At 38.9% G+C, this 20,464-nt stretch carries 20 protein-coding genes; 11 read left to right on the plus strand and 9 right to left on the minus strand.

The annotated features are described in order from the left end of the window. Positions 1 to 4: 4 nt before the first annotated feature. Entirely contained in the window at positions 5 to 1,570 is a 1,566-nt protein-coding gene (locus QSE00_RS16525; RefSeq protein ID WP_286106803.1) for a hypothetical protein, read from the plus strand. Between the two features lie 39 nt (positions 1,571 to 1,609). Here the strand turns inward: QSE00_RS16525 and QSE00_RS16530 are convergent, their stop codons facing one another. Beyond that, entirely contained in the window at positions 1,610 to 2,125 is a 516-nt protein-coding gene (locus QSE00_RS16530; RefSeq protein WP_286106804.1) for a hypothetical protein, read from the minus strand. Between the two features lie 160 nt (positions 2,126 to 2,285). Between QSE00_RS16530 and QSE00_RS16535 the strand changes: the two genes are divergently transcribed. After that, a complete protein-coding gene (locus QSE00_RS16535) occupies positions 2,286 to 3,359 on the plus strand; it encodes a PA0069 family radical SAM protein (protein ID WP_286106805.1) in 1,074 nt (357 codons plus the stop codon). Between the two features lie 110 nt (positions 3,360 to 3,469). Here QSE00_RS16535 and QSE00_RS16540 read toward each other — a convergent pair whose 3' ends face one another. The 3 genes from QSE00_RS16540 to QSE00_RS16550 form a co-directional block, all read right to left on the minus strand. Further along, on the minus strand, positions 3,470 to 4,126 hold the full coding sequence (locus QSE00_RS16540) for an HD domain-containing protein (RefSeq protein WP_110356129.1): 657 nt from the start codon (positions 4,124 to 4,126) through the stop codon (positions 3,470 to 3,472). Continuing rightward, complete coding sequence (locus tag QSE00_RS16545) at positions 4,123 to 4,860, minus strand: lysophospholipid acyltransferase family protein (RefSeq protein WP_110356299.1); 738 nt, start codon at positions 4,858 to 4,860, stop codon at positions 4,123 to 4,125. Before QSE00_RS16545 ends, QSE00_RS16540 begins: the two co-directional genes overlap by 4 nt. A gap of 81 nt (positions 4,861 to 4,941) precedes the next feature. Next, complete coding sequence (locus QSE00_RS16550; protein WP_110356298.1) at positions 4,942 to 5,352, minus strand: BrxA/BrxB family bacilliredoxin; 411 nt, start codon at positions 5,350 to 5,352, stop codon at positions 4,942 to 4,944. A gap of 137 nt (positions 5,353 to 5,489) precedes the next feature. On the opposite strand from QSE00_RS16550, the gene QSE00_RS16555 reads away from it, so the two are divergent. From QSE00_RS16555 to QSE00_RS16570, 4 genes are all read left to right on the plus strand, one after another. Next, the gene (locus QSE00_RS16555) at positions 5,490 to 6,227 is read left to right on the plus strand and encodes a tellurite resistance TerB family protein (RefSeq protein WP_110356128.1); all 738 of its coding nucleotides are present in this window, start codon (positions 5,490 to 5,492) and stop codon (positions 6,225 to 6,227) included. A 36-nt stretch (positions 6,228 to 6,263) separates the two neighbouring features. Continuing rightward, a complete protein-coding gene (locus QSE00_RS16560) occupies positions 6,264 to 6,848 on the plus strand; it encodes a HupE/UreJ family protein (protein ID WP_110356127.1) in 585 nt (194 codons plus the stop codon). A 210-nt stretch (positions 6,849 to 7,058) separates the two neighbouring features. Further along, positions 7,059 to 7,493, plus strand: a complete 435-nt coding sequence (locus QSE00_RS16565) for a deoxycytidylate deaminase (RefSeq protein ID WP_110356297.1) — start codon at positions 7,059 to 7,061, stop codon at positions 7,491 to 7,493. A gap of 15 nt (positions 7,494 to 7,508) precedes the next feature. Further along, positions 7,509 to 9,134 carry a S41 family peptidase gene (locus QSE00_RS16570; protein WP_110356296.1) on the plus strand — a complete coding sequence of 542 codons (1,626 nt, stop codon included), beginning with the start codon at positions 7,509 to 7,511 and terminating at the stop codon, positions 9,132 to 9,134. Here the strand turns inward: QSE00_RS16570 and QSE00_RS16575 are convergent. Then, entirely contained in the window at positions 9,131 to 9,334 is a 204-nt protein-coding gene (locus tag QSE00_RS16575) for a hypothetical protein (protein WP_110356126.1), read from the minus strand. The two genes, QSE00_RS16570 and QSE00_RS16575, sit on opposite strands and share 4 nt — an antisense overlap. 20 nt (positions 9,335 to 9,354) lie before the next feature. After that, the gene (locus QSE00_RS16580) at positions 9,355 to 9,933 is read right to left on the minus strand and encodes a MarC family protein (RefSeq protein WP_110356125.1); all 579 of its coding nucleotides are present in this window, start codon (positions 9,931 to 9,933) and stop codon (positions 9,355 to 9,357) included. Between the two features lie 149 nt (positions 9,934 to 10,082). On the opposite strand from QSE00_RS16580, the gene QSE00_RS16585 reads away from it, so the two are divergent. Further along, a complete protein-coding gene (locus tag QSE00_RS16585; protein ID WP_286106808.1) occupies positions 10,083 to 10,655 on the plus strand; it encodes a DUF3109 family protein in 573 nt (190 codons plus the stop codon). On the opposite strand, the gene QSE00_RS16590 is transcribed toward QSE00_RS16585, so the two are convergent. Next, positions 10,645 to 12,624, minus strand: a complete 1,980-nt coding sequence (locus tag QSE00_RS16590; protein ID WP_286106809.1) for a tetratricopeptide repeat-containing sensor histidine kinase — start codon at positions 12,622 to 12,624, stop codon at positions 10,645 to 10,647. The two genes, QSE00_RS16585 and QSE00_RS16590, sit on opposite strands and share 11 nt — an antisense overlap. A gap of 9 nt (positions 12,625 to 12,633) precedes the next feature. After that, entirely contained in the window at positions 12,634 to 13,368 is a 735-nt protein-coding gene (locus QSE00_RS16595) for a LytR/AlgR family response regulator transcription factor (protein ID WP_110356122.1), read from the minus strand. A gap of 313 nt (positions 13,369 to 13,681) precedes the next feature. Here QSE00_RS16595 and QSE00_RS16600 point away from each other — a divergent pair, with 313 nt between their 5' ends. The 4 genes from QSE00_RS16600 (at position 13,682) to QSE00_RS16610 (ending at position 18,973) form a co-directional block, all read left to right on the plus strand. Next, a complete protein-coding gene (locus tag QSE00_RS16600) occupies positions 13,682 to 13,855 on the plus strand; it encodes a hypothetical protein (protein ID WP_181422856.1) in 174 nt (57 codons plus the stop codon). A 677-nt stretch (positions 13,856 to 14,532) separates the two neighbouring features. Continuing rightward, positions 14,533 to 14,670: a helix-turn-helix domain-containing protein gene (locus QSE00_RS25245; protein WP_459076848.1), complete on the plus strand. Its 138-nt coding sequence runs from the start codon at positions 14,533 to 14,535 to the stop codon at positions 14,668 to 14,670. Between the two features lie 709 nt (positions 14,671 to 15,379). Further along, positions 15,380 to 16,366, plus strand: coding sequence for a ribonucleotide-diphosphate reductase subunit beta (locus tag QSE00_RS16605; RefSeq protein ID WP_031446286.1), 987 nt, complete (start codon positions 15,380 to 15,382; stop codon positions 16,364 to 16,366). A 132-nt stretch (positions 16,367 to 16,498) separates the two neighbouring features. Next, the gene (locus QSE00_RS16610; RefSeq protein WP_286106810.1) at positions 16,499 to 18,973 is read left to right on the plus strand and encodes a ribonucleoside-diphosphate reductase subunit alpha; all 2,475 of its coding nucleotides are present in this window, start codon (positions 16,499 to 16,501) and stop codon (positions 18,971 to 18,973) included. 482 nt (positions 18,974 to 19,455) lie between these two features. Here the strand turns inward: QSE00_RS16610 and QSE00_RS16615 are convergent, their stop codons facing one another. Then, the gene (locus QSE00_RS16615; protein WP_286106811.1) at positions 19,456 to 20,370 is read right to left on the minus strand and encodes a hydroxypyruvate isomerase family protein; all 915 of its coding nucleotides are present in this window, start codon (positions 20,368 to 20,370) and stop codon (positions 19,456 to 19,458) included. Positions 20,371 to 20,464 lie beyond the last annotated feature (94 nt).

The raw sequence follows: 20,464 nt of genomic DNA on the forward strand, positions 1-20,464 counted from the left end.
TGTTATGGATATTGGAAAAAATCTTGTGTTACCATGTTTGTTTTATTGTGTTTTTTTCCTTACCCAGGCTCAGCAATTGCCTGTAAAATATAGTTTTGGAGAAAAATATAATGATAGGTATAAATATTCCAACTTGTTGGAAATTTCGGATGACGGAATGGGAGGCTCTATATTGGTGCGTTCCTATTACACGGGTATCATCCTGAAGCCCAAGGGGTATTATATTGAACATTACAATAAGGATTTGGAACTGATTGGGGAGTTTAATTACAAACTAAAGGGTCTCGACTTTGTAAATGCCTTTGTAAAGAACGGACAACTTAATATCCTGTTCTTGGATTATAATCTTGGTAAGGGTTCCTATGATTACGTGGTGCATAGAAGTCCATTGGACCACTTTAATTTTAGCCAGGAGACGATTCTTTCCATACCCTCTCAGCAAGTAAACGAACCTATGGACCATAATTATTATAGGAGGAATTTTTCTTCAGGATTCACTACAACCGCTTTTCTAAATGAGGACAAATCGGCTTTCGCCATTAGTACCCACTTTAAAAGGGGGAAGGAGGAAAAGCATTTTGTATATCTCTTTAACAGTAGCTTGAACAAGCTTATGGAATATGATTTTTCTTCGGAAATAGAAGAAAAGAACTATGCCTTTGAAAACATTGTTACTTCCAAGGATTTAAGTCAGTTGTATTTGGTTGGTAAAGCTTATTATAAAAAGAAACGATTTGCGGCCACAGAACGGAAATTTCAATATGAACTGCTCAAGGTAACCAAATATGGGGCGGGAATCCAGACTTTTGATGACCCCGGTAAATTTTCGGAAGCCTTAAAACCTATCATCGTAAATGACAAATTAATTTGTGTTGGTTTTTATGCAGATAGAAAGGACAATAGATATAATGGTTTGGCTTATTTTGAACTTGATAGGAACTCCTTAGTCATCAAGGAAAGGAAATACAATGCGTTTTCACAACAGTTTATGGCCGATAAGTTTGGGAGGGAAGACGATACGGAAATCAAGAATTTAGTCTTTAAGAATATCAGTGTTACCAAGGATAATTCCATTCTTTTTAATGCGGAGGAGTACTTTGTTACTTCCAGTGTGCAGCAGGATCCCACCGGATCCAGAATAAAAATAGAAAGGTTTCATTACAACGATATTGTCAGTGCCAAATTAAATTCGGAAGGCGATATCATTTGGGCAAGAAATATTAATAAGTCGGAGGTGACCCAGGGAGATGGTGCGTACGCGTCTTACAGTTCTTGCACCAGTGGTGATAATACCTATTATCTGATCAGCACGGCTGCAGAAAACCCACAATTGTTAAGTGGTGAAAGATTGGTTTTTAAACAGGGCCTTAGTCGTAACAGAAACGTATTTATGATCCAGTTGGACAAGGAAGGTAAGATACGTTATGAAAAGGTAATAGATGATCACGAAGCACGTCTTCCGTTAATGGTTTCCATGCCGTTGATAGACAAGGAAAACAGTAATATGCTTTATTATGCTAAAAGGGGATCTAAAAAGCAATTGGTAAAAGTAGAAATTAACACTCCATAACGCCCAAAGATAAGGGTTGTCCTCCCGAATAGTAATACACTAAGGTTCTTTCAAGGGCATTGGTTTATTGCCAAAACTGGAGTAACGCTTTCCGCCAGGGGGTAAGGGGCCTCTAACCTGTTGCCAATAGTCTGTTCCGTACTCCTTATCTATGCCCAAGTATAAACTATCCAGCTGTTTTCCGGTAGGTTCAGTGGTACCTAGTTTTCTATAAAAATCCCCAATCTTTTTTGCTATCTGTCCTTCTTGTGATTGTTGGTAAGCGGCCATTTCTGCGACTGACTTTTCAAATTCGGCTTTGGTCATCGGTATTAAAGGTGGTTTAGAGAGGTTTTTTGCTAATTCCGGATCTCTTTCCCGTAAGGAAAGAGTCAGTGAATCCTTGGGGTGTAATATTATGCTGCCCTCCAATAAGTTGTATTTGTCAATTATAGCCTGTGCCTCTTCTATGGTAAAATTGGTGCCATCGTCCACATTCCTTTTTTCTTGGGCATATGAACTATACCATGCGCAAAGAAAAAATATTATTATAAAGCTGTGTTTGCTAGTTTTCATCTGCGCACAATTTAGGACAACAATATAATTATTTATTTAGGTTTAGGGATTATTGCTTTTCATTTCCTGCAGGAATAAATGTCCCAATGAAGTGTATATATCTATTTTTATGTATTTTAATATGGATAAAATCCATAAATTTGGACAAAATCCAAATCATTTGAAACAGAATACATACATTAAAGGTCGTGGCGCCCAACAAAATACGAGCAATAGGTTTTCCCAATTTTCCAATGAATTAAGGGAGGATTTTTTGGAATTCTGTCGTTTGGAAGGGGAAACATCGGACCATAACAGGACGCAATACCTTCCCATCTTTCCAAAGACCATTGTAAACAAAGTAGACAGTCCCGATGTGGGCATGAATTATTCCTTAAACCCTTATCAGGGTTGCGAACATGGATGTATTTATTGTTATGCTAGAAATACCCACGAATATTGGGGCTATAGTGCCGGACTCGATTTTGAACGCAAGATTTTGGTCAAAAAGGATGCCCCTGTCCTATTGGAAGCCAAATTGAAAAGCAAAAGTTGGAAGGCCGCTACTATTGTCCTATCCGGGAATACGGATTGCTATCAACCCGCAGAGCATCAATTTAGAATTACCAGGGCTTGTTTGGAAGTGTTTTTAAAATACCGGCATCCAGTGGGGATAATTACCAAAAATGTACTGCTGCTGAGGGATTTGGACATCTTGACCCAATTGGCGGCGGAGAATTTGATAGCAGTAAATATTTCCGTGACCTCTTTGTCCGAAGAAACACGGCGCATCTTGGAACCTAGAACGGCTACTATTAAAAAACGTCTGGAGACAATACGCCGTTTGTCCGAAAATCATATACCTGTTAATGCTATGTTGGCCCCTATTATACCAGGGATAAATAGTCATGAGATTCTTAATTTGGCCAAAGCGGTATCCGAGGCTGGGGCACTTTCCTTTGGGTTTACCGTGGTAAGACTTAATGGCGCCATAGGCCAAATATTTGAGGATTGGATAAGAAAGACTTTACCGGACAGGGCCAATAAAGTGTTGCAGCAGATAGCGGACTGCCATGGTGGCTCCCTAAACGATAGTAGATTTGGTATTCGTAATAAGGGCGAAGGCAAAATTGCACAGCAAATTAAGGATATGGCCCATTTGGCGCGTCAAAAATATTTTAAGGACAAAGTTTTTCCGAAGCTTAATACAAGCCTATACGAAGGCTATAAGGGAGGTCAGTTGAAATTATTTTAGCATATGGGCTTTGATTATCCTGATGAGAACATTGGGTGCAGGGATCTGTGCAGCCCAAAGCCCAATAAACGGATGGTTTAAATAATACTGAAAGGTATTTACTTTAGGCCTCAGGCTTTACCAGCCCATTCCTTATAGAATTGCTCCAGATATTCCAACATGTATTGGTGTCTATTTTCAGCTAGTTTCTTACCAGTTTCCGTATTCATTTTGTCTTTCAAGAGCAGTAATTTTTCATAAAAATGATTTAGAGTAGGGGCCTTTGATTTTTTATACTCCTCCTTGGTCATTTGAAGGTTGGGGGCAATTTCGGGATTATAAAGTTCCCTGTTCTTAAACCCACCGTAATTAAAGGCACGGGCAATTCCTATGGCGCCAATGGCATCTAAACGATCGGCATCCTGTACCACCTGCAATTCCTTGGAAGTAAAAGGTTTTTTAGAATCCAAACTGGATTTATAGGAAATGTTTTCAATAATATTCACCACCTGGTCCACTATCTTTTTATCTACCTCTAAGGAGGTTAAAAATTCAAATGCCATTTGTGGCCCAACGGTTTCGTCCCCACCATTAAACTTGGCATCTGCAATATCGTGTAGTAGTGCCCCCAAACTAACAACAAGTACATCTACCTTTTCATCTTTTGCTATAAGCAGCGTATTCTTAAAGACCCTTTGTATATGGAACCAATCATGTCCACCCTCGGCTCCCTGCAGGGTTTCCTTTACAAAAGCAATAGTTTCCTCTATAATCTGTGTGTTGGTCATGCAGATGGCATTATGGCCTGGGTTATGGTTTTTTCAACTTGTTCAATGAGCTTTTCGGAATCTCCGTTATTTTCCATTGGTTTGTGCACCTCGAAAGTAATGTGGTTACAAAGTCCGTACGGGAATTTGCCATATTTCAACATTTTCCAGGAATTGTTGATGCTTATGGGGATTATTATGGCAGAGGGAGCTTTCTTTAATAGCACTTTTAATCCTGTGGTATGGAATTTTTTGGGTTGTCCGGTCTTACTTCTAGTGCCTTCTGGGAATATGACGGCGGAACGATTATATTTTTCAATATAACTTCCCAATTTTGCAATTTGTGTCAGGGACTGCCTACTGTCCTTTCTGTTTATGAGTACCGATCCACCATGCCTAAGGTTATAGGATACGCTGGGGATTCCTTTGCCCAATTCCATTTTACTTACAAACTTTGGATGATGTTTTCGCATATGCCAAATAACAGGAGGAATATCGTGCATACTTTGATGGTTGAGCACAATAATGGCCGGTCTGTCTGTTGGTATATGGTGCGGATTGTTGAAGGAATAACGAGTACCGAGTACATGGGTACAGCGCAGCAGGCATAGGTTCAACAGGGCTACAGATTTTCTGTGGGCATCATAGCCGAACCAATTGAAGCAGACCCATTGGAGGGGATGGAACAGAAGCAATGTTGACCCAAATAATATGAGATAAAGGGCCGACAAGGGAAATGCCAATACTTTTTGCATGTTACAAAAATAAAAAACCGCTCTTTTAAAGAGCGGTTTCATTCAAGAATATTTACTGAAAATTAATGTGGAAATGCCACATTAACAAAATTCATTGTATGCCTCCATCAAATTTTCTGCAATTACCTCTGCGGGCCTGCCTTCTATATGGTGTCGTTCTATCATATGTACCAATTCCCCATCCTTGAATAATGCCATACTGGGCGAGGAGGGAGGAAAAGGAACCATTGCATTTCTTGCGGCATTTACAGCCTCGGTGTCCACACCGGCAAAAACGGTTACCAAATGGCTTGGTTTCTTTGGATTCTGAAGGCTCATTTTGGCCGCAGGTCTTGCATTGGCCGCGGCACAACCGCAAACCGAATTGACCACTACCAAGGTAGTTCCTTCTTTACTAAGGGCACTTTCAACCGCATCGGCTGTATATAGTTCTTCAAAACCGGCAACTGCCAGGTCTTGTCTCATAGGTTTTACTAATTCTGCAGGATACATAGTATATATTTTTATTCGATTATTGATAAAGTCTTCAAAGATAACCATTTTAGTACATCCTAACTAAATACCTTAACTTTTCATTAAACCTTCTATTGTACCTTAAAATTATATCTTTGCCAAAATTTGAAATAAAGATGATTAAATGGTTCGCCGCAATATTAGGGTATTATGTCTTTAGGTTTCCTGGAGCAATACTGGGATTTATTATTGGTAGCTTTTTCGATAATTTGAAAAGCTCTGGCAGTGGGGGAGGCCGTTCTGTTTTTAGGGATATTACTCAGCAAAATGTATCTCCTGCCGATTTTGAGATCAATTTGCTTTCCCTTTGTTCTATAGTCATTAAGGCGGATGGTTCCGTGAGCCAAACCGAAATGGATTACGTGAGGCGATATTTTGTAAGCACTTATGGCAAGGATAAGGCCAATGCCATTTTCAGGACGTTTAATGAGGTTGTTAAGAAAAGGGAAGTCTCTGCAGAACGTATATGCAACTATCTAAATCAGCGGACTAGATATGAAGTAAGACTTCAATTATTGCATTTTTTATTTGGAATAGCCCAAGCGGATGGGACTTTGCGTCCGGCAGAAATCGATAAAATATCTGAAATAGCAGGATATTTTAGGGTAAGTCGGATCGATTTTGAAAGTATTAAGGCCATGTTCATCAAATCGGCCGATAATGCGTACAAAATATTGGAAATTGAAAAATCAGTGACGGACGAGGAGGTTAAAAAGGCCTATAGGACCATGGCCAAAAAGTATCATCCGGATAGGGTAAATACCGAAAACGAAGCTATTAAGAAAGGGGCAGAGGAAAAGTTCAAGGAAGTGCAGAAAGCCTACGAGATTATTCAACAAGAAAGAGGTCTTTAAGACGCTGATTAATAATTTTAAATTTTATTCTGGACAATGGGGGATTTTTGGTTTTACATTCAAATGGGATTGGAGCATGTTTTGGATTTGGAGGCTTATGACCATATTTTGTTTTTGGCAGCTCTGGCGGTCCCATTTACTTTTATAAATTGGAAAAAAATATTGGTACTTGCCACAATTTTTACAATTGCACATTGCGCTTCCCTTGCCCTTTCGGTCTATGGGATAGCGGTGGTTGATGTTGGGCTGATTGAGTTTCTAATTCCCATTACCATTTTTTTTACGGCTATCCATAATCTAATTCATTCCCATAAAGCGGCAGAACATAGGAACATGCTCCTATATAGCATAGCAACGGGCTTTTTTGGCCTTGTTCATGGTTTCGGGTTTTCCAATTATTTTAAGATGCTAATGGCCGGGGAAGAAGAAAAAATTTCACCTTTATTGGGCTTTGCGGCCGGGATAGAAATTTCGCAAATATTAATTCTACTAGCCGTATTGTGCGCCAATTATATCGTTAGATCCCTATTTGCGGTAAAACAATCGCTTTTTACCCAAGTAATGTCGATTATTATCCTGGTTATTACAATACCAATGTTGTTTGCAACGTTTCCTTGGTAGAGTTTGGCTAAATCTTAACCTTTTGGGATTGTATGGGTTGTGGGTAGCAGCTATCTTAGTAAGGAAAAGTTATTTTATTCCCAATTCGCTAATATTTTCAATAAAAAGTTCCCTTACCTTTGTAGAGGCAAACCATTTGGGTAGTTGCTAAGGGGCCATGGGACATTTAAAAGGGAAATCGGCTCGTTAATAAATGGGAAAATTCAACGGATGAAGGAACGTAAACAGGAAAAGTATGATAAGGCGTACTTGCGAATGGCCAGCGAATGGGGCAAACTTTCGTTTTGCAAGCGCAAGCAGGTAGGGGCAATAATTGTAAAGGATAGGATGATTATTTCAGATGGTTACAATGGAACTCCAACCGGTTTTGAAAATATTTGTGAGGACGAAGAAGGCTATACCAAATGGTATGTTCTTCATGCCGAAGCCAATGCCATATCCAAAGTAGCCTCTTCCACCCAGTCTTGTGAAGGTGCCACCTTGTACATAACGTTGTCCCCTTGTAAGGAATGCAGTAAATTAATACATCAGTCTGGCATAAAACGTGTAGTATATCAGAAAGCGTATAAGGATAACTCCGGACTGCAATTTCTGGAAAAGGCAGGAGTGCAGCTCGTTCACCTCCCTTCCATTGTGAACGTGTAAATGCCAATTTGGATCATGAAAAGAAAAAATTCCTACATATGGCCTACAATAATTGCCTTGGCTTTGGCCACGGGGATATTCGTTGGGGGCAAATTGAACTTTAATGACTCTCCTGAGAAGCTTTTCACTACCAATTCTAAAAAGGACAAACTCAATAGATTAATAGATTATATAGACTACGAATACGTTGATGACATCAATACGGATAGCATTGTAGATGTAACCGTAAATAATATTCTAGAGAAATTGGACCCGCATTCGGTATACATCCCGAAACAGGAGATGGACAAGGTCTCTGAGAATATGAAGGGCGATTTTGTAGGGATTGGTGTTAATTTCTATATGTATAAGGATACTATTTCGGTGATCAGGACTATAGAAGATGGGCCTAGTTACCGCAAAGGTCTACAGCCCGGGGACAAAATTCTTATGGCTGACGGGGATACCCTATTTGGTCAAAATATTGGAAATGATGTTATCGTAAATAAACTAAAAGGGGAAAAAGGATCCCCCGTAAAGTTACAGGTTTATAGAAAGGACGACAATAAAACCTTCAGTGTAAATATTAAAAGGGATGTGGTTCCCATAAAAAGTGTAGAGGCCTATTATATGCTTACCAAGGATATGGGCTATATAAAGGTAAATCGTTTTGCCGAATCAACCTATAAAGAGTTTAAGGCGGCATTGAGGAAATTGGAGGCCCAAGGGGCAAAGAAATTGACTTTGGATCTAAGGGATAACCCTGGAGGATATCTGGGGATTGCCGAACAAATGGCCGATGAATTTCTAGGCGATGGGAAATTGATTTTGTTCACTAAAAACAAAAAGGGTAAGATAGATAAAGTATTTGCAACCAAAAAAGGGGACTTTGAGGACAAACCGGTCTATGTTTTAATAAATGAACGTTCCGCTTCTGCTAGCGAGATCATAGCAGGATCCCTGCAGGATAATGATATAGGCACTATTGTGGGGCGCCGTTCTTTTGGTAAGGGTTTGGTTCAGCGGGAAATGGATTTGGGAGATGGTTCGGCCGTGCGATTGACCGTATCAAGATATTATACCCCTACTGGGCGTTCCATTCAGAAATCCTACAACAAGGGGAATAAGGATTATTATCAGAAATTTACGGATCGCTTTCATAGTGGGGAACTAATTTCTGTAGACAGTATAAAAGTTGCCGATTCCCTAAAGTTTAAGACCCCGAAAGGTAAGGTGGTCTATGGCGGTGGTGGTATTATCCCCGATGTATTTGTACCCATTGGCTCCAATGAATCCGAATTTTTGGAGACTATTGAAAGTTCGGGATATCTGGGCTATTTTGTATTTGAACATCTGGATGCCCACAGGCCCCAGTACCAAGGGTACTCAAAGGAAGAATTTATCAATGGGTTTAGGGTAGATGATATCCTTTTTGAAGAGTTTATAGATTATTTTTTGGATAAGAATATTAAGTTCGACTTTTACGCTTACGAGGATAAAATAAAATTATATATAAAGGCAAGATTGGCAGAACAGTTGTTCGATCCCAACACCTATGCCAAGATAAAAAGTGGTGGGGATGATATGCTACAAAAAGTATTGGAACTGGATAGCCCAAGCATAAGCCAAAAGGAGGCCGATCAAATTGAAGCTACCAATTAGTCCTGCTCAATTTTTTTCTGGATTTTTTTAGAGATACTGTAAATCAGTAAAAGTGCTATGGCACATAAGGAGGCCACTATTCCTATTAGGGCTATTATACTATTTCCCTGAAAAGGGTCCTTGAAATCCACCAAGGTCACGTTATAAGCTATAAGGCCCAATCCCAGTACAATAAGTATTACTATTACAATTTTGTTCATCTGATCACTTACTTTATAGTTTAAAATAGCTGGTTGATATTCGAGGTAAATAACTTAACGGCAATGGCCAAAAGAATAACACCAAATATTTTTCGGATTACATTAAGTCCGTTCTTACCTAAAATGTGCTCTATTCGTTTAGAGGATTTCAGGACAAAGTATACAAAAATAACATTTATTATTATGGCTACAATAATATTCTCTACGTAGTATTCCGCACGCAATGAGAGCAAGGTAGTAACCGTTCCGGCACCGGCAATTAGCGGGAAGGCAATAGGTACTATGGAAGCGCTTTCAGGATGATCGTCCCTGTACAAGGTGATGCCCAAAATCATTTCTATGGCCAAAAAGAAGATTATAAAGGACCCGGCCACGGCAAAGGAGTTGACATCGATCCCTATTAGGTTTAAGATTTCTTCCCCTACAAACAAAAAAGCCACCATAATGCAGGCCGAAACAACAGACGCTTTACCAGATTGGATATGTCCCACCTTGTTCCTTAGGGAAATAATGATCGGAATGCTGCCTATTATATCTATTACTGCAAAAAGAACCATACTGGCAGTAACTATCTCCCTAAAATTAAAATTGAATTCCATAATAAAAAATATAATCCCGGATTCTAAAACACTTGATTTTCCTTTCGGGTCTAAAACGCGGTAAATTTACGTTTAATTAAGGGTATTTGGATTTAATTAAATGAAAATATATCCCTTAATCAATTATATTTGTTGCCTAATAAAATGGTATGTTCCAACTGGGAAAAACAATAGTATCGGAGGAAATAATTGAAAACGATTTCGTTTGTAATTTAAATGCCTGTAAGGGGGCCTGTTGTGTTGATGGTGAAGCCGGAGCACCTCTTGATGATAAGGAAACCGAAATTTTGGTGGATATATACAGCAAGGTAAAACCTTTTTTACGGCCCGAAGGCATTGCTGAAATAGAAAAGCAAGGAGCCTTTATACGGGGGGAGGATGGTGAATGGGAAACGCCCTTGGTGAATGGGAGCGAATGTGCATATGTAATTTTTGATGATAAAGGTATAACAAAATGCGGCCTGGAAGAGGCTTATAATAAAGGCGCTACCAAATGGAAAAAGCCCGTTTCCTGTCATTTGTACCCAATAAGGGTGCGTGAGTATTCCGAACTTACCGCAGTGAACTATCATAAATGGGAAATTTGCGATCCTGCATGTTCTTTTGGAAAGGAACTAAAGGTGCCAATTTATAAATTTGTAAAGGAGGCCCTGATTCGGAAGTTTGGAAAAAAATGGTATTCGGAATTGGAGCAAATTGCCTTGGAGCATACTAATGGGTAGGGATGTGTAGGATCACTTTGGTACCCAAGGCCACTTTATTGGAATCATACAAGTCTATAATTTCTACCTGAAAGGAGTTTTCGAAGTCTTTGGAGAAGTTGGCCAACCTTTCCTTGGTTATGTCGATGCCAATGGATTTACGCTTCAAAATCTTACTTTCCTTGATTCTTTCGGAGGCCTCACGCCCAACACCGTTATCCGTGATGCTTATTTGTATGAATTTCTCATTTTCCCGGCTTACGTGCAGATGGATTTTCTTTTCCCCTTCTTTTGATGAAAGCCCGTGCCAAAGAGCATTTTCCAGAAATGGTTGTAGAATCAGCGAAGGTATCTTAACGGTATGCTCATCAATGGGTTCATCTACCCGCACTGTAAAATTTATCTCGTGCGAAAATCTAATGTTTTCAATGTTCATGTATAGGTCAATGGTCTCCAATTCATCGGCCAGGGATATTTCTTTCAATGAGGATGCTTCGAGAATTTTGCGAACCAACTTGGAAAATTTATTAAGGTAGTGTACCGCATTCTTTTTTTCATTATTGATGATGTACAGCTTAATTGAATTTAGGGAATTGAATAAAAAATGAGGATTCATCTGGCTGCGCAGCATACTTTGCTCCAAGGTTAGAATCTGTTTTTCATTTTTCAGCTCTTTCTGCCGATATAGAATGTAAAGAATAAAAGTTAAAAGGGCCATTCCCAATGCCCCGATGATCAGGGTATTTGTTTTCTTGCGAAGCCGTAGGTTGATGAATTCGTTTTCCCGGGCCAAGGCCTCTATTTGATTGGTTTTTTTTTCGGTTTCATATTTTATGATCAAATCATTGATATAACGCCGATTTACCTCACTATTTATTTCTTCGTTAAATTTTTCCGCCGTTTGGTAGTATTCCAAGGCATTTTGGTATTCGCCTTTGTAGGTGTATAGTTTGGATAAGTAATTATAAGCATGGGCAATGTAACTGGGCAAATGATGTTTTTTGGACATTTCCAACCCGTTCACAAGGTATTTTTCCGATTCTGTATATTGTTTTAACTCCATTAGGGCCCAACCCATATTGATGTTTATGGCCGCTATAACAGTCTTGTCCCCTAAGGATTCCGCGGCCAATAGGTTGGGTTCAAGAATTTCCAACGCCTGTGTTAATTTGTTCTGCTTTATGTAGATTTGGGCAATACTATTTTTACAAATAACCCTGCCCTTGTCACTATCAATTTCATTATTGTAATCCAGGGAGGTTCTGTAGTAGTGCAGGGCTTCCTCCAATTCTCCCTTGTATTCCAGGCATTCCCCAATATTTTGATAGTTAATGGCAAGGCCCAACTTATTGCCAAGCTCCTTTTCCAAAGCCATCGACTTCTTAAATTGTGCAATGGCAATATCGTATTGTTTTAGAATGGAATAAAGATTGCCTATACTGTTTAGGGAAACGTTGATACTTCTTTTCAGTCCGTCCGAAGGATTCGCTTCCGACTCCGCCAATTCCAATGCCTCCTGGTTGTAATCCAAGGCTATTTTAATGGCGTCGCTCCTTCTGTAGACTACACCCAACATATTTAGGCTATAGACTCGGAATTCTAGATTGTTGGCATCCAAGGCCGCCTGCAAGGCCTGTTCATGGAGTGCAACGGCCTTTGTATAATCGGAAATATTCCTGTATTTCCTGCCAAGTTGATTTAAGGCATAGGACTGTCCTATGAAATATTTTTTTCGGGCAGATTCCATATCAAAAAAGCGCATATAGGTGGTATCACTTCTTTTAGGTTTTAAAATGGAATCCAATTCCTGATAGGTGACAGGTGCAGCCTTAATTAGGCTATCCGCTATCCTTTTAAATTCTTCTGAAACTTTCTGGGAATGGGCTGTGGAAAATGAAAGGGAGGTAAAAACTAAAAAAAAAAAGTAGCGGCCTATATTTAAGAATGGAAGTCGACAAAGCATAGAAAAAAATAAAGAGGGAAAATTCATAATGATAGATTATATTAAATCTAGAAAGTCGGACTTCTTCTGTCTTGACACAGGTATTTTATGGTTTGATTGTAAAATTACGTAACCATCCGTTTTAAGAAATTCCTTTATTTTATTAAGGTTGATGATAAAGGAATTGTGAATTCTAAAAAAAGTATCCTTAGGAAGAATCTGATTTACCTCCTTTAATTTTTTGGTTAGCAAAATTTTCTGACCATCACTTAAAAATAAAGTACTGTAATTGCCATCGGATTCCGCAAAAAGAATTTCATCACTTTCCAAAAATAATAATTTCCCATCTGTATTTATGGTAATCTTCTTTTGAAGAGAATCGGAGTTGAATTTCAGTAATATTTTCTCTAGTTTTTCCGCCGTATAATTTTTGCTGTTGAACTTCTTTATTTTTGCGATCGTGGCATTTAAATCATCAGTATCTATTGGTTTTAGAAGATAATCTATTGCTTCGTTCTTAAGGGCCTTTATCGCATATTGGTTGTAGGCAGTGGTGATGACTACCGGAAACTCCTTGTTCTGCAATTTCTGAATAAATTGAAATCCGTCCATGGTGGGCATTTCTATATCCAGGAACAAACAATCCGGGGGATATTGCTCCAAATATTTTAATGCCTCAAAAGGGTCTGTGAAGGAGGCCACTACTTTAATTTCATCACTAAAGTTGGTCAACTCCCAGGAAAGACTCTGCAAGGCTTTAATTTCGTCGTCTACTAAAACTGCTTCTAACATAGAATAGGAAAGATACTCAAAATTAGAAATATTGTAAGCAATGCTTTTAATATTTTGTGTCAATGGAATTGAATTGAGTATAATTGGCGGTTATTAGGTTAAGATTGGGTAATTTGGGAAAGGGGAGACGGTTTACGGGTTTATGGGCTGGAATAGAAAGGGTATCTTGGATTTATCCGATGTCATTTATACAGGAAATTTTACCATTTACACAATTAGAGGGTATATGCTCTTACATTTCATATACATTTGATTCATCCGATATTCGGAAGAAATGGATCTAGTTTAACCTAATAGTGCCAAAATCCAGGTGATGAATAAATGTATAGTTTTTTTTATCGTTTTAGTTTTAGTTCTTGTTGCTGCTGTTTTTACGGACAATAAGAGTGCAATTTCCCAAGAAAACAACTTAGTGGAACATAAGGTAGATACAAATAACAATAAGAATCTTGTTGAAAATAAGACCGTGGCAGACAGGAGATATTGAAAATTTAGTTTTGTAGTTTACATTGGTAATCCATTTGTGGTATTTATAATCGAAGAGTATTCAATGACCATAATTATTAATAAATTAAATTAACTGCCAAAAAAAGTGCGGTCCTGTAGGATTTTTTAAATAGTAACTTGTTATTGTTGCAAAACTATCCGAAGGATGTTGATGTAAATTTGAAAAACGCAATCAACTTGTAGGTATTGGAATTCGCAAAGTCTTTAGGTTTCGGGGGAACTACCTAAACGTGTGGTTCCGATTCTCGTAATTCAGAAACTCATTGCATCTGTTGGATCGCACCGATTTGGTGGTTATTTTTTACTTTTCTAATTGCATTCGGAGCGCCTCTCTGGCATAAGTCTTATCATAAAATAATCCTATAAGTATATTTCAATTAATTTTCCACGGATATAATTTTAACTTGTCTCTTGCGATGCAGGATGGGATTAAGCGTGGCAAGAAAATAATAAAAGTATTGCCACCAAAGAAGGCCTTAACAAGTACGATGGTAGCACATTTGGTATTTCCATTCGCAATTATCTATGTTGCAAGGGCCACGCATAGTGATCTGGAGAAGGGTTATGTAGATAGAAAATGTTGCATATGGGTTATTTTTCAGGATATTATTAACCCATATCGGACTTTTCACCACCGTTTTTATTAGATCGCAACGATTGAAACGGGCCGTGCATATATTAAAGACCTCCGATGCATCGATCAGTGAAATAGCCTATGCCATAGGTTTCAATACTCCTTCCTATTTTTTTGAGTGTTTTAGGGAAACCTACAAGAAACACCCAAAGAGTATCTAGACACTTATGAACAGTAGTACAAGGTGGACAATGTTACATCTGTTGCATACATTGTTACATATTGGATATCCCTTTTGGATTATCTTAGATATATTTGGAAAGTAGATGATTGCCCAGCAAACTACGGGAATTGAGGTTTTGGGATGTTGAGCTCTGCGATAGATAGGATTTGCCATAAACAATATAATTTTCATTTGGATTTAACCATGTGGGAAGTATTAAAATACAATATTAACTCAAACTCCACCACTATGACAACTTCAAATATTAAAGCCGTAAGCTTAGTTTTTTTAGCAATGACTGCTATTTCGATATTTATGATCTTGGCCGCATTATCGCTCTAATTTTTTTAATTTAAATTGAAATGGAAAAAAGGCCATTTTTGGATACATGACCCTACCGGCCAATGGTTGGTTTCTGGTAATGATGTGGATAAACCAAAGAGTATGTTTTTTATATACTTTTTGGTTTATTTTTTTGGGATAATATTTTCAAGGAAAGCGTTTGTCTTTTTTTCGTTTTGCGTTGTACTACAAAGGTAATGAACATCACTTGCGAGGTAACATTTCAACATTTTGTGTTAAAAACTTTGTGGTTAATAATGCTTATTTAGCTTTAGTTATTGGGGGTATTTTGCAATCTTTGTTAACTCCTATCGAGGGCAATTTTTCGCCTAAGTTTAAGAAACCCTATAAATCAAAAAAAAGATATGTCAGCAGCTATAGAGCCGATTCTGAAAGAAAACCTTAACCGATTTGTTATTTTCCCGATTAAACACCATGATTTGTGGGATTGGTACAAAAAATGTGAGGCCAGTTTTTGGACTGCTGAAGAAATTGACCTTCATACGGATCTTAATGATTGGACCAATAAACTGAATAGTGACGAACGTTATTTCATAAAACATATCTTGGCGTTCTTTGCTGCTTCCGATGGTATTGTGAATGAGAATCTGGCAGAAAATTTTGTTAGTGAGGTTCAATATGCCGAGGCAAAGTTTTTCTATGGTTTTCAGATCATGATGGAGAATATCCATTCCGAAACTTATTCCCTTTTGATAGATACCTACGTTAAGGATGAAAAGGAAAAGGATTTGCTTTTTAATGCCATAGAGAATTTTCCGGCTATAAAGAAAAAGGCGGATTGGGCTTTGAAGTGGATCGAGTCGCCCAGTTTTGCCGAACGTTTGATCGCCTTCGCTGCCGTGGAAGGTATTTTCTTCTCGGGTGCATTTTGCTCTATATTTTGGCTTAAGAAAAGGGGGTTGATGCCTGGTCTTACTTTTTCCAATGAATTGATATCCAGGGATGAGGGGATGCATTGTGATTATGCTGTTCATCTTCATAACAATCATCTTATCAATAAAGTTCCCAAAGCACGTATTACCGAAATTTTGGTGGATGCATTGAATATAGAAAGGGAATTTATTACAGAATCGCTTCCGGCCAGTCTAATAGGAATGAATTCTAAGTTGATGACACAGTACTTGGAGTTTGTAACAGATCGTTTGTTGGTGGAATTGGAATGTGATAAAGTGTACAACTCTACCAACCCTTTCGATTTTATGGACATGATTTCCCTACAGGGTAAAACCAATTTCTTTGAAAAAAGAGTGGCCGAGTATCAAAAGGCAGGGGTCATGAACAAAGATAAAGACGACGATTCCCAGAAAATCAGCTTCGACGCGGATTTTTAAGATTTAGTTTTATAATAAAATCCCCTTTGGGTTATAAGGGGATTTTTATGCGATGAATTTGATATGTTAATGTTTTTAACATATTGGGCCATAACCCAAAATTATGTATCATTTTAAAAAAATTGTAGCAACATGTATGTAGTAAAAAGAGACGGAAGAAAAGAGCTGATGATGTTCGATAAGATCACGGCTAGAGTAAGAAAATTGTGTTATGGACTAAATGACCTTGTAGATCCATTAAAGGTGGCCATGCGGGTTATTGAAGGACTTTATGATGGGGTAACTACTTCGGAACTGGACAATCTAGCGGCCGAGATTGCAGCTACAATGACTACCTCCCATCCGGATTATGCAAAATTGGCGGCCCGTATTTCTGTTTCCAACCTACATAAGAATACCAAGAAATCCTTTTCGGAAACGATGAAGGATCTTTATGAGTATGTTAATCCCAGAACAGGGAAAAAGGCACCTTTGCTATCCGATGAGGTGTATAAGGTTGTTGCAGAGAATGCAGATAGGTTGGATTCGACCATTATTTATAACCGGGATTTTGGCTACGATTATTTCGGATTTAAGACTTTGGAACGGTCCTATCTTTTGAAACTGAATGGAAAGATAGCCGAAAGGCCACAGCATATGCTCATGAGGGTTTCCATCGGGATTCACTTGAACGATCTGGATTCGGCCCTGGAGACTTATGAGTTGATGTCCAAAAAATATTTCACCCATGCTACTCCTACTTTATTTAATTCAGGGACCCCAAAACCTCAAATGTCTTCCTGTTTCCTCTTGGCAATGAAAGACGATAGTATTGATGGTATTTATGATACCCTAAAACAAACGGCAAAAATTTCACAATCCGCAGGGGGGATAGGTCTTTCTATCCACAATGTAAGGGCTACAGGATCCTATATTGCCGGTACCAACGGGACCTCCAATGGTATTGTACCCATGCTACAGGTCTTTAACGATACTGCAAGGTACGTAGATCAGGGGGGTGGAAAGCGTAAGGGTAGTTTTGCAATTTATGTGGAACCATGGCATGCGGACATATATGATTTCTTGGACTTAAAGAAAAATCACGGAAAGGAAGAGATGAGGGCCAGAGACCTTTTTTATGCTATGTGGATTCCGGATTTATTTATGAAGAGGGTTGAAGCCAATGAAAATTGGACCCTCATGTGTCCCAATGAATGCCCCGGGCTCTTTAACCATCATAGTGAAGAATTTGAGAGATTGTACACCAAGTATGAAGCGGAAAGCAAAGGGCGTAAAACCGTAAAGGCCCGTGAGCTTTGGGAGAAGATTTTGGAATCGCAGATAGAGACCGGAACACCGTATATGCTTTATAAGGATGCTGCCAATAGGAAGAGTAACCAACAGAATTTGGGTACTATCCGTTCGTCCAATCTTTGTACGGAAATTTTGGAGTATACCTCCCCGGACGAAGTGGCGGTCTGTAATTTGGCTTCCATTGCACTCCCTATGTTTATTAAGAATGGAGAGTTTGATCATAAAGAGTTGTTTAGGGTTACAAAACGTGTAACCAAAAATCTAAATAGGGTAATAGATAGAAATTATTACCCCATCAAGGAGGCCGAAAATTCCAATATGCGGCATAGGCCAATTGGTTTGGGCGTTCAAGGTTTGGCAGATGCCTTTATAATGTTGAGATTGCCATTTACCAGTGATGCGGCCAAGGAACTGAACCAAGAGATTTTTGAGACGCTTTATTTTGCCGCAGTTACCGCTTCCATGGAAATGGCAAAAGAGGAAGGTGCTTATTCTACCTATGAAGGTTCCCCAATATCCAAAGGGGAATTCCAGCACAATTTGTGGGGAGTTAAGGATGAGGAGTTGTCCGGTAGATGGGATTGGGGAAAATTGCGCAAAGAAGTGAAAAAGAATGGCGTTCGTAACTCCTTGTTGGTAGCTCCAATGCCTACAGCTTCCACATCGCAAATACTAGGTAACAATGAATGTTTTGAACCTTATACATCCAATATCTACACCCGTAGGGTGCTGTCCGGCGAGTTTATTGTAGTAAATAAGCACTTGTTGGAAGATTTGGTTGGTCTTGGACTTTGGAACGAAAATATGAAGCAGGAATTGATGCGTGCCAATGGATCCGTACAGCATATTGATAATATTCCCGCGGATATTAAGGAGTTGTACAAAACGGTTTGGGAATTAAGTATGAAGGATATTATTGATATGTCCAGACAACGCGGTTATTTCATAGATCAGAGCCAGTCCCTAAACCTGTTCATGGAAAACGCAAACTATTCAAAATTGACATCAATGCATTTCTATGCCTGGAAGAGCGGACTTAAAACTGGAATGTACTATTTAAGGACCAAGGCAGCTGCAGATGCCATTAAATTCACTTTGGATAATTCAAAGAAACAGGAAGTGCCAGTGGTTGAGGCGCCAATGGAGGCCACAATAGTAGCCCCTGCCGTAGCAAAGACTATAAAGGTCGAGGCCACTACTGCCAACACCCAGGAGGTGGATGTTCAACCTATGACGGCCGCTGAGATGAAGGAATTGATCGCTAAGGCAAAGGAGGGCCAAGCAGATGACGATTGTTTAATGTGCGGCTCCTAAATGGCTTATTTGGCATATTGGAGAAACAAAAAAATCCCCGGAGATCTCTTCGGGGATTTTTTTGTCCTTGGCAAATGGGAATTATTCAAAATAACCCTTCCCTATTGCAATAAGGAGGGTATTCCTATCTATTGGATATATAGGGCTTTAGTACAAATGCGCATAGGTACGCTATGCAGTATATAACCAGAATTGTAATGTAATTGTCCACTTTACCTGTATTAATGAGTATATAGTTATATACGGTAAGAATTAAAAAATAGATTATAATTAACTCAAAAACAATAATATAACTTAGTTTACCCTTCTCATTTTTTAAAATGATGGTGATATATTATTCTGCCTAGGACAAATAATATCAAGTACATTGTTATGGTGTAAAAATAAAGTTCCATCCTGATCCTTTGACGTGGAAACAAGATGGAAACTTTCTCAATACTAAGTTAAATTGATGGCCCAGGAACCTTGAAAGGTAGTTTGGACTACAAAAAATTATCTTCCGATTTGTAGGCATTTATAACCGCCAGTTCTCCTTCCTTGTCCGGTCTGGAATTGCCGTGTTCCATTCCCAGAACTCCTTTAAATCCCTTGCTATGGATGTATTTAAATACGTTTTTATAATTAATTTCTCCTGTAGTTGGCTCTTTTCTACCTGGATTATCCCCTATTTGGATATAGTCGATCTCATCCCAGGTAAGTTCCATATTGTGGATTAGATGTCCTTCTGTTTTCTGCATATGGTAAATGTCGAACAATATTTTGCAGGAAGGACTGTCCACTCCTTTACAGATCATATAGGTCTGATCGGAATTTTGTAAATACAGATCCGGAGAGTCCGATAATGGTTCAAGGACCATTACCAAGCCATGGGGTTCCAAAATTTCAGCCCCCCTTTTTAATGCTTCAATAACATTGCCATCTTGAATACCGATCGGCAGTTTCCTTTCAAATCCACCTGGTACAACGGTCATCCACTTGGCGTTGACGCGTTTGGCAACCTCAACGGCTCTTCTGCATCCATCCAAAAAGATATCGATGTATTCCTGTTTGCCGGCAGCCAAGGTGTTGGCCATATTGCCACCCTTGTCTATCACAAAAACCCCCATGGTCATATTGCGTTTGGCCAAGGTTTCGCCGATTTTCGTTTGGGTTGCTACATCCCTGCCCATCATACCATTGTCTTCAAACGCCGTAAACCCTTGATCGGCCATAAAGTTTATCTGGTCAATAAGGTCGTCGCCAGCAAGGTTCTTGAACATCCCAAAATGAGGGGCGTATTTTAAGTTGAACGTATGTTTCTGATTTAAAATAGGCTTGGCCCCATAGGCCAAAGAACCTCCTAGGGTAACCGCACTGCTGGTTAGGGCAGTTTTTTGGATAAAATCTCTTCTTTTCATTTTTTTGGATATGGTTGGAATATTATAAAAATAAGGCTAAAAGAACAGAATGCCATTGGCTATCCCAGTTCTTTTAGCTTTTTTTCAATTTTTG

This window comes from Arenibacter flavimaris (genome assembly GCF_030291335.1).
Taxonomy (GTDB): Bacteria; Bacteroidota; Bacteroidia; order Flavobacteriales; family Flavobacteriaceae; genus Arenibacter.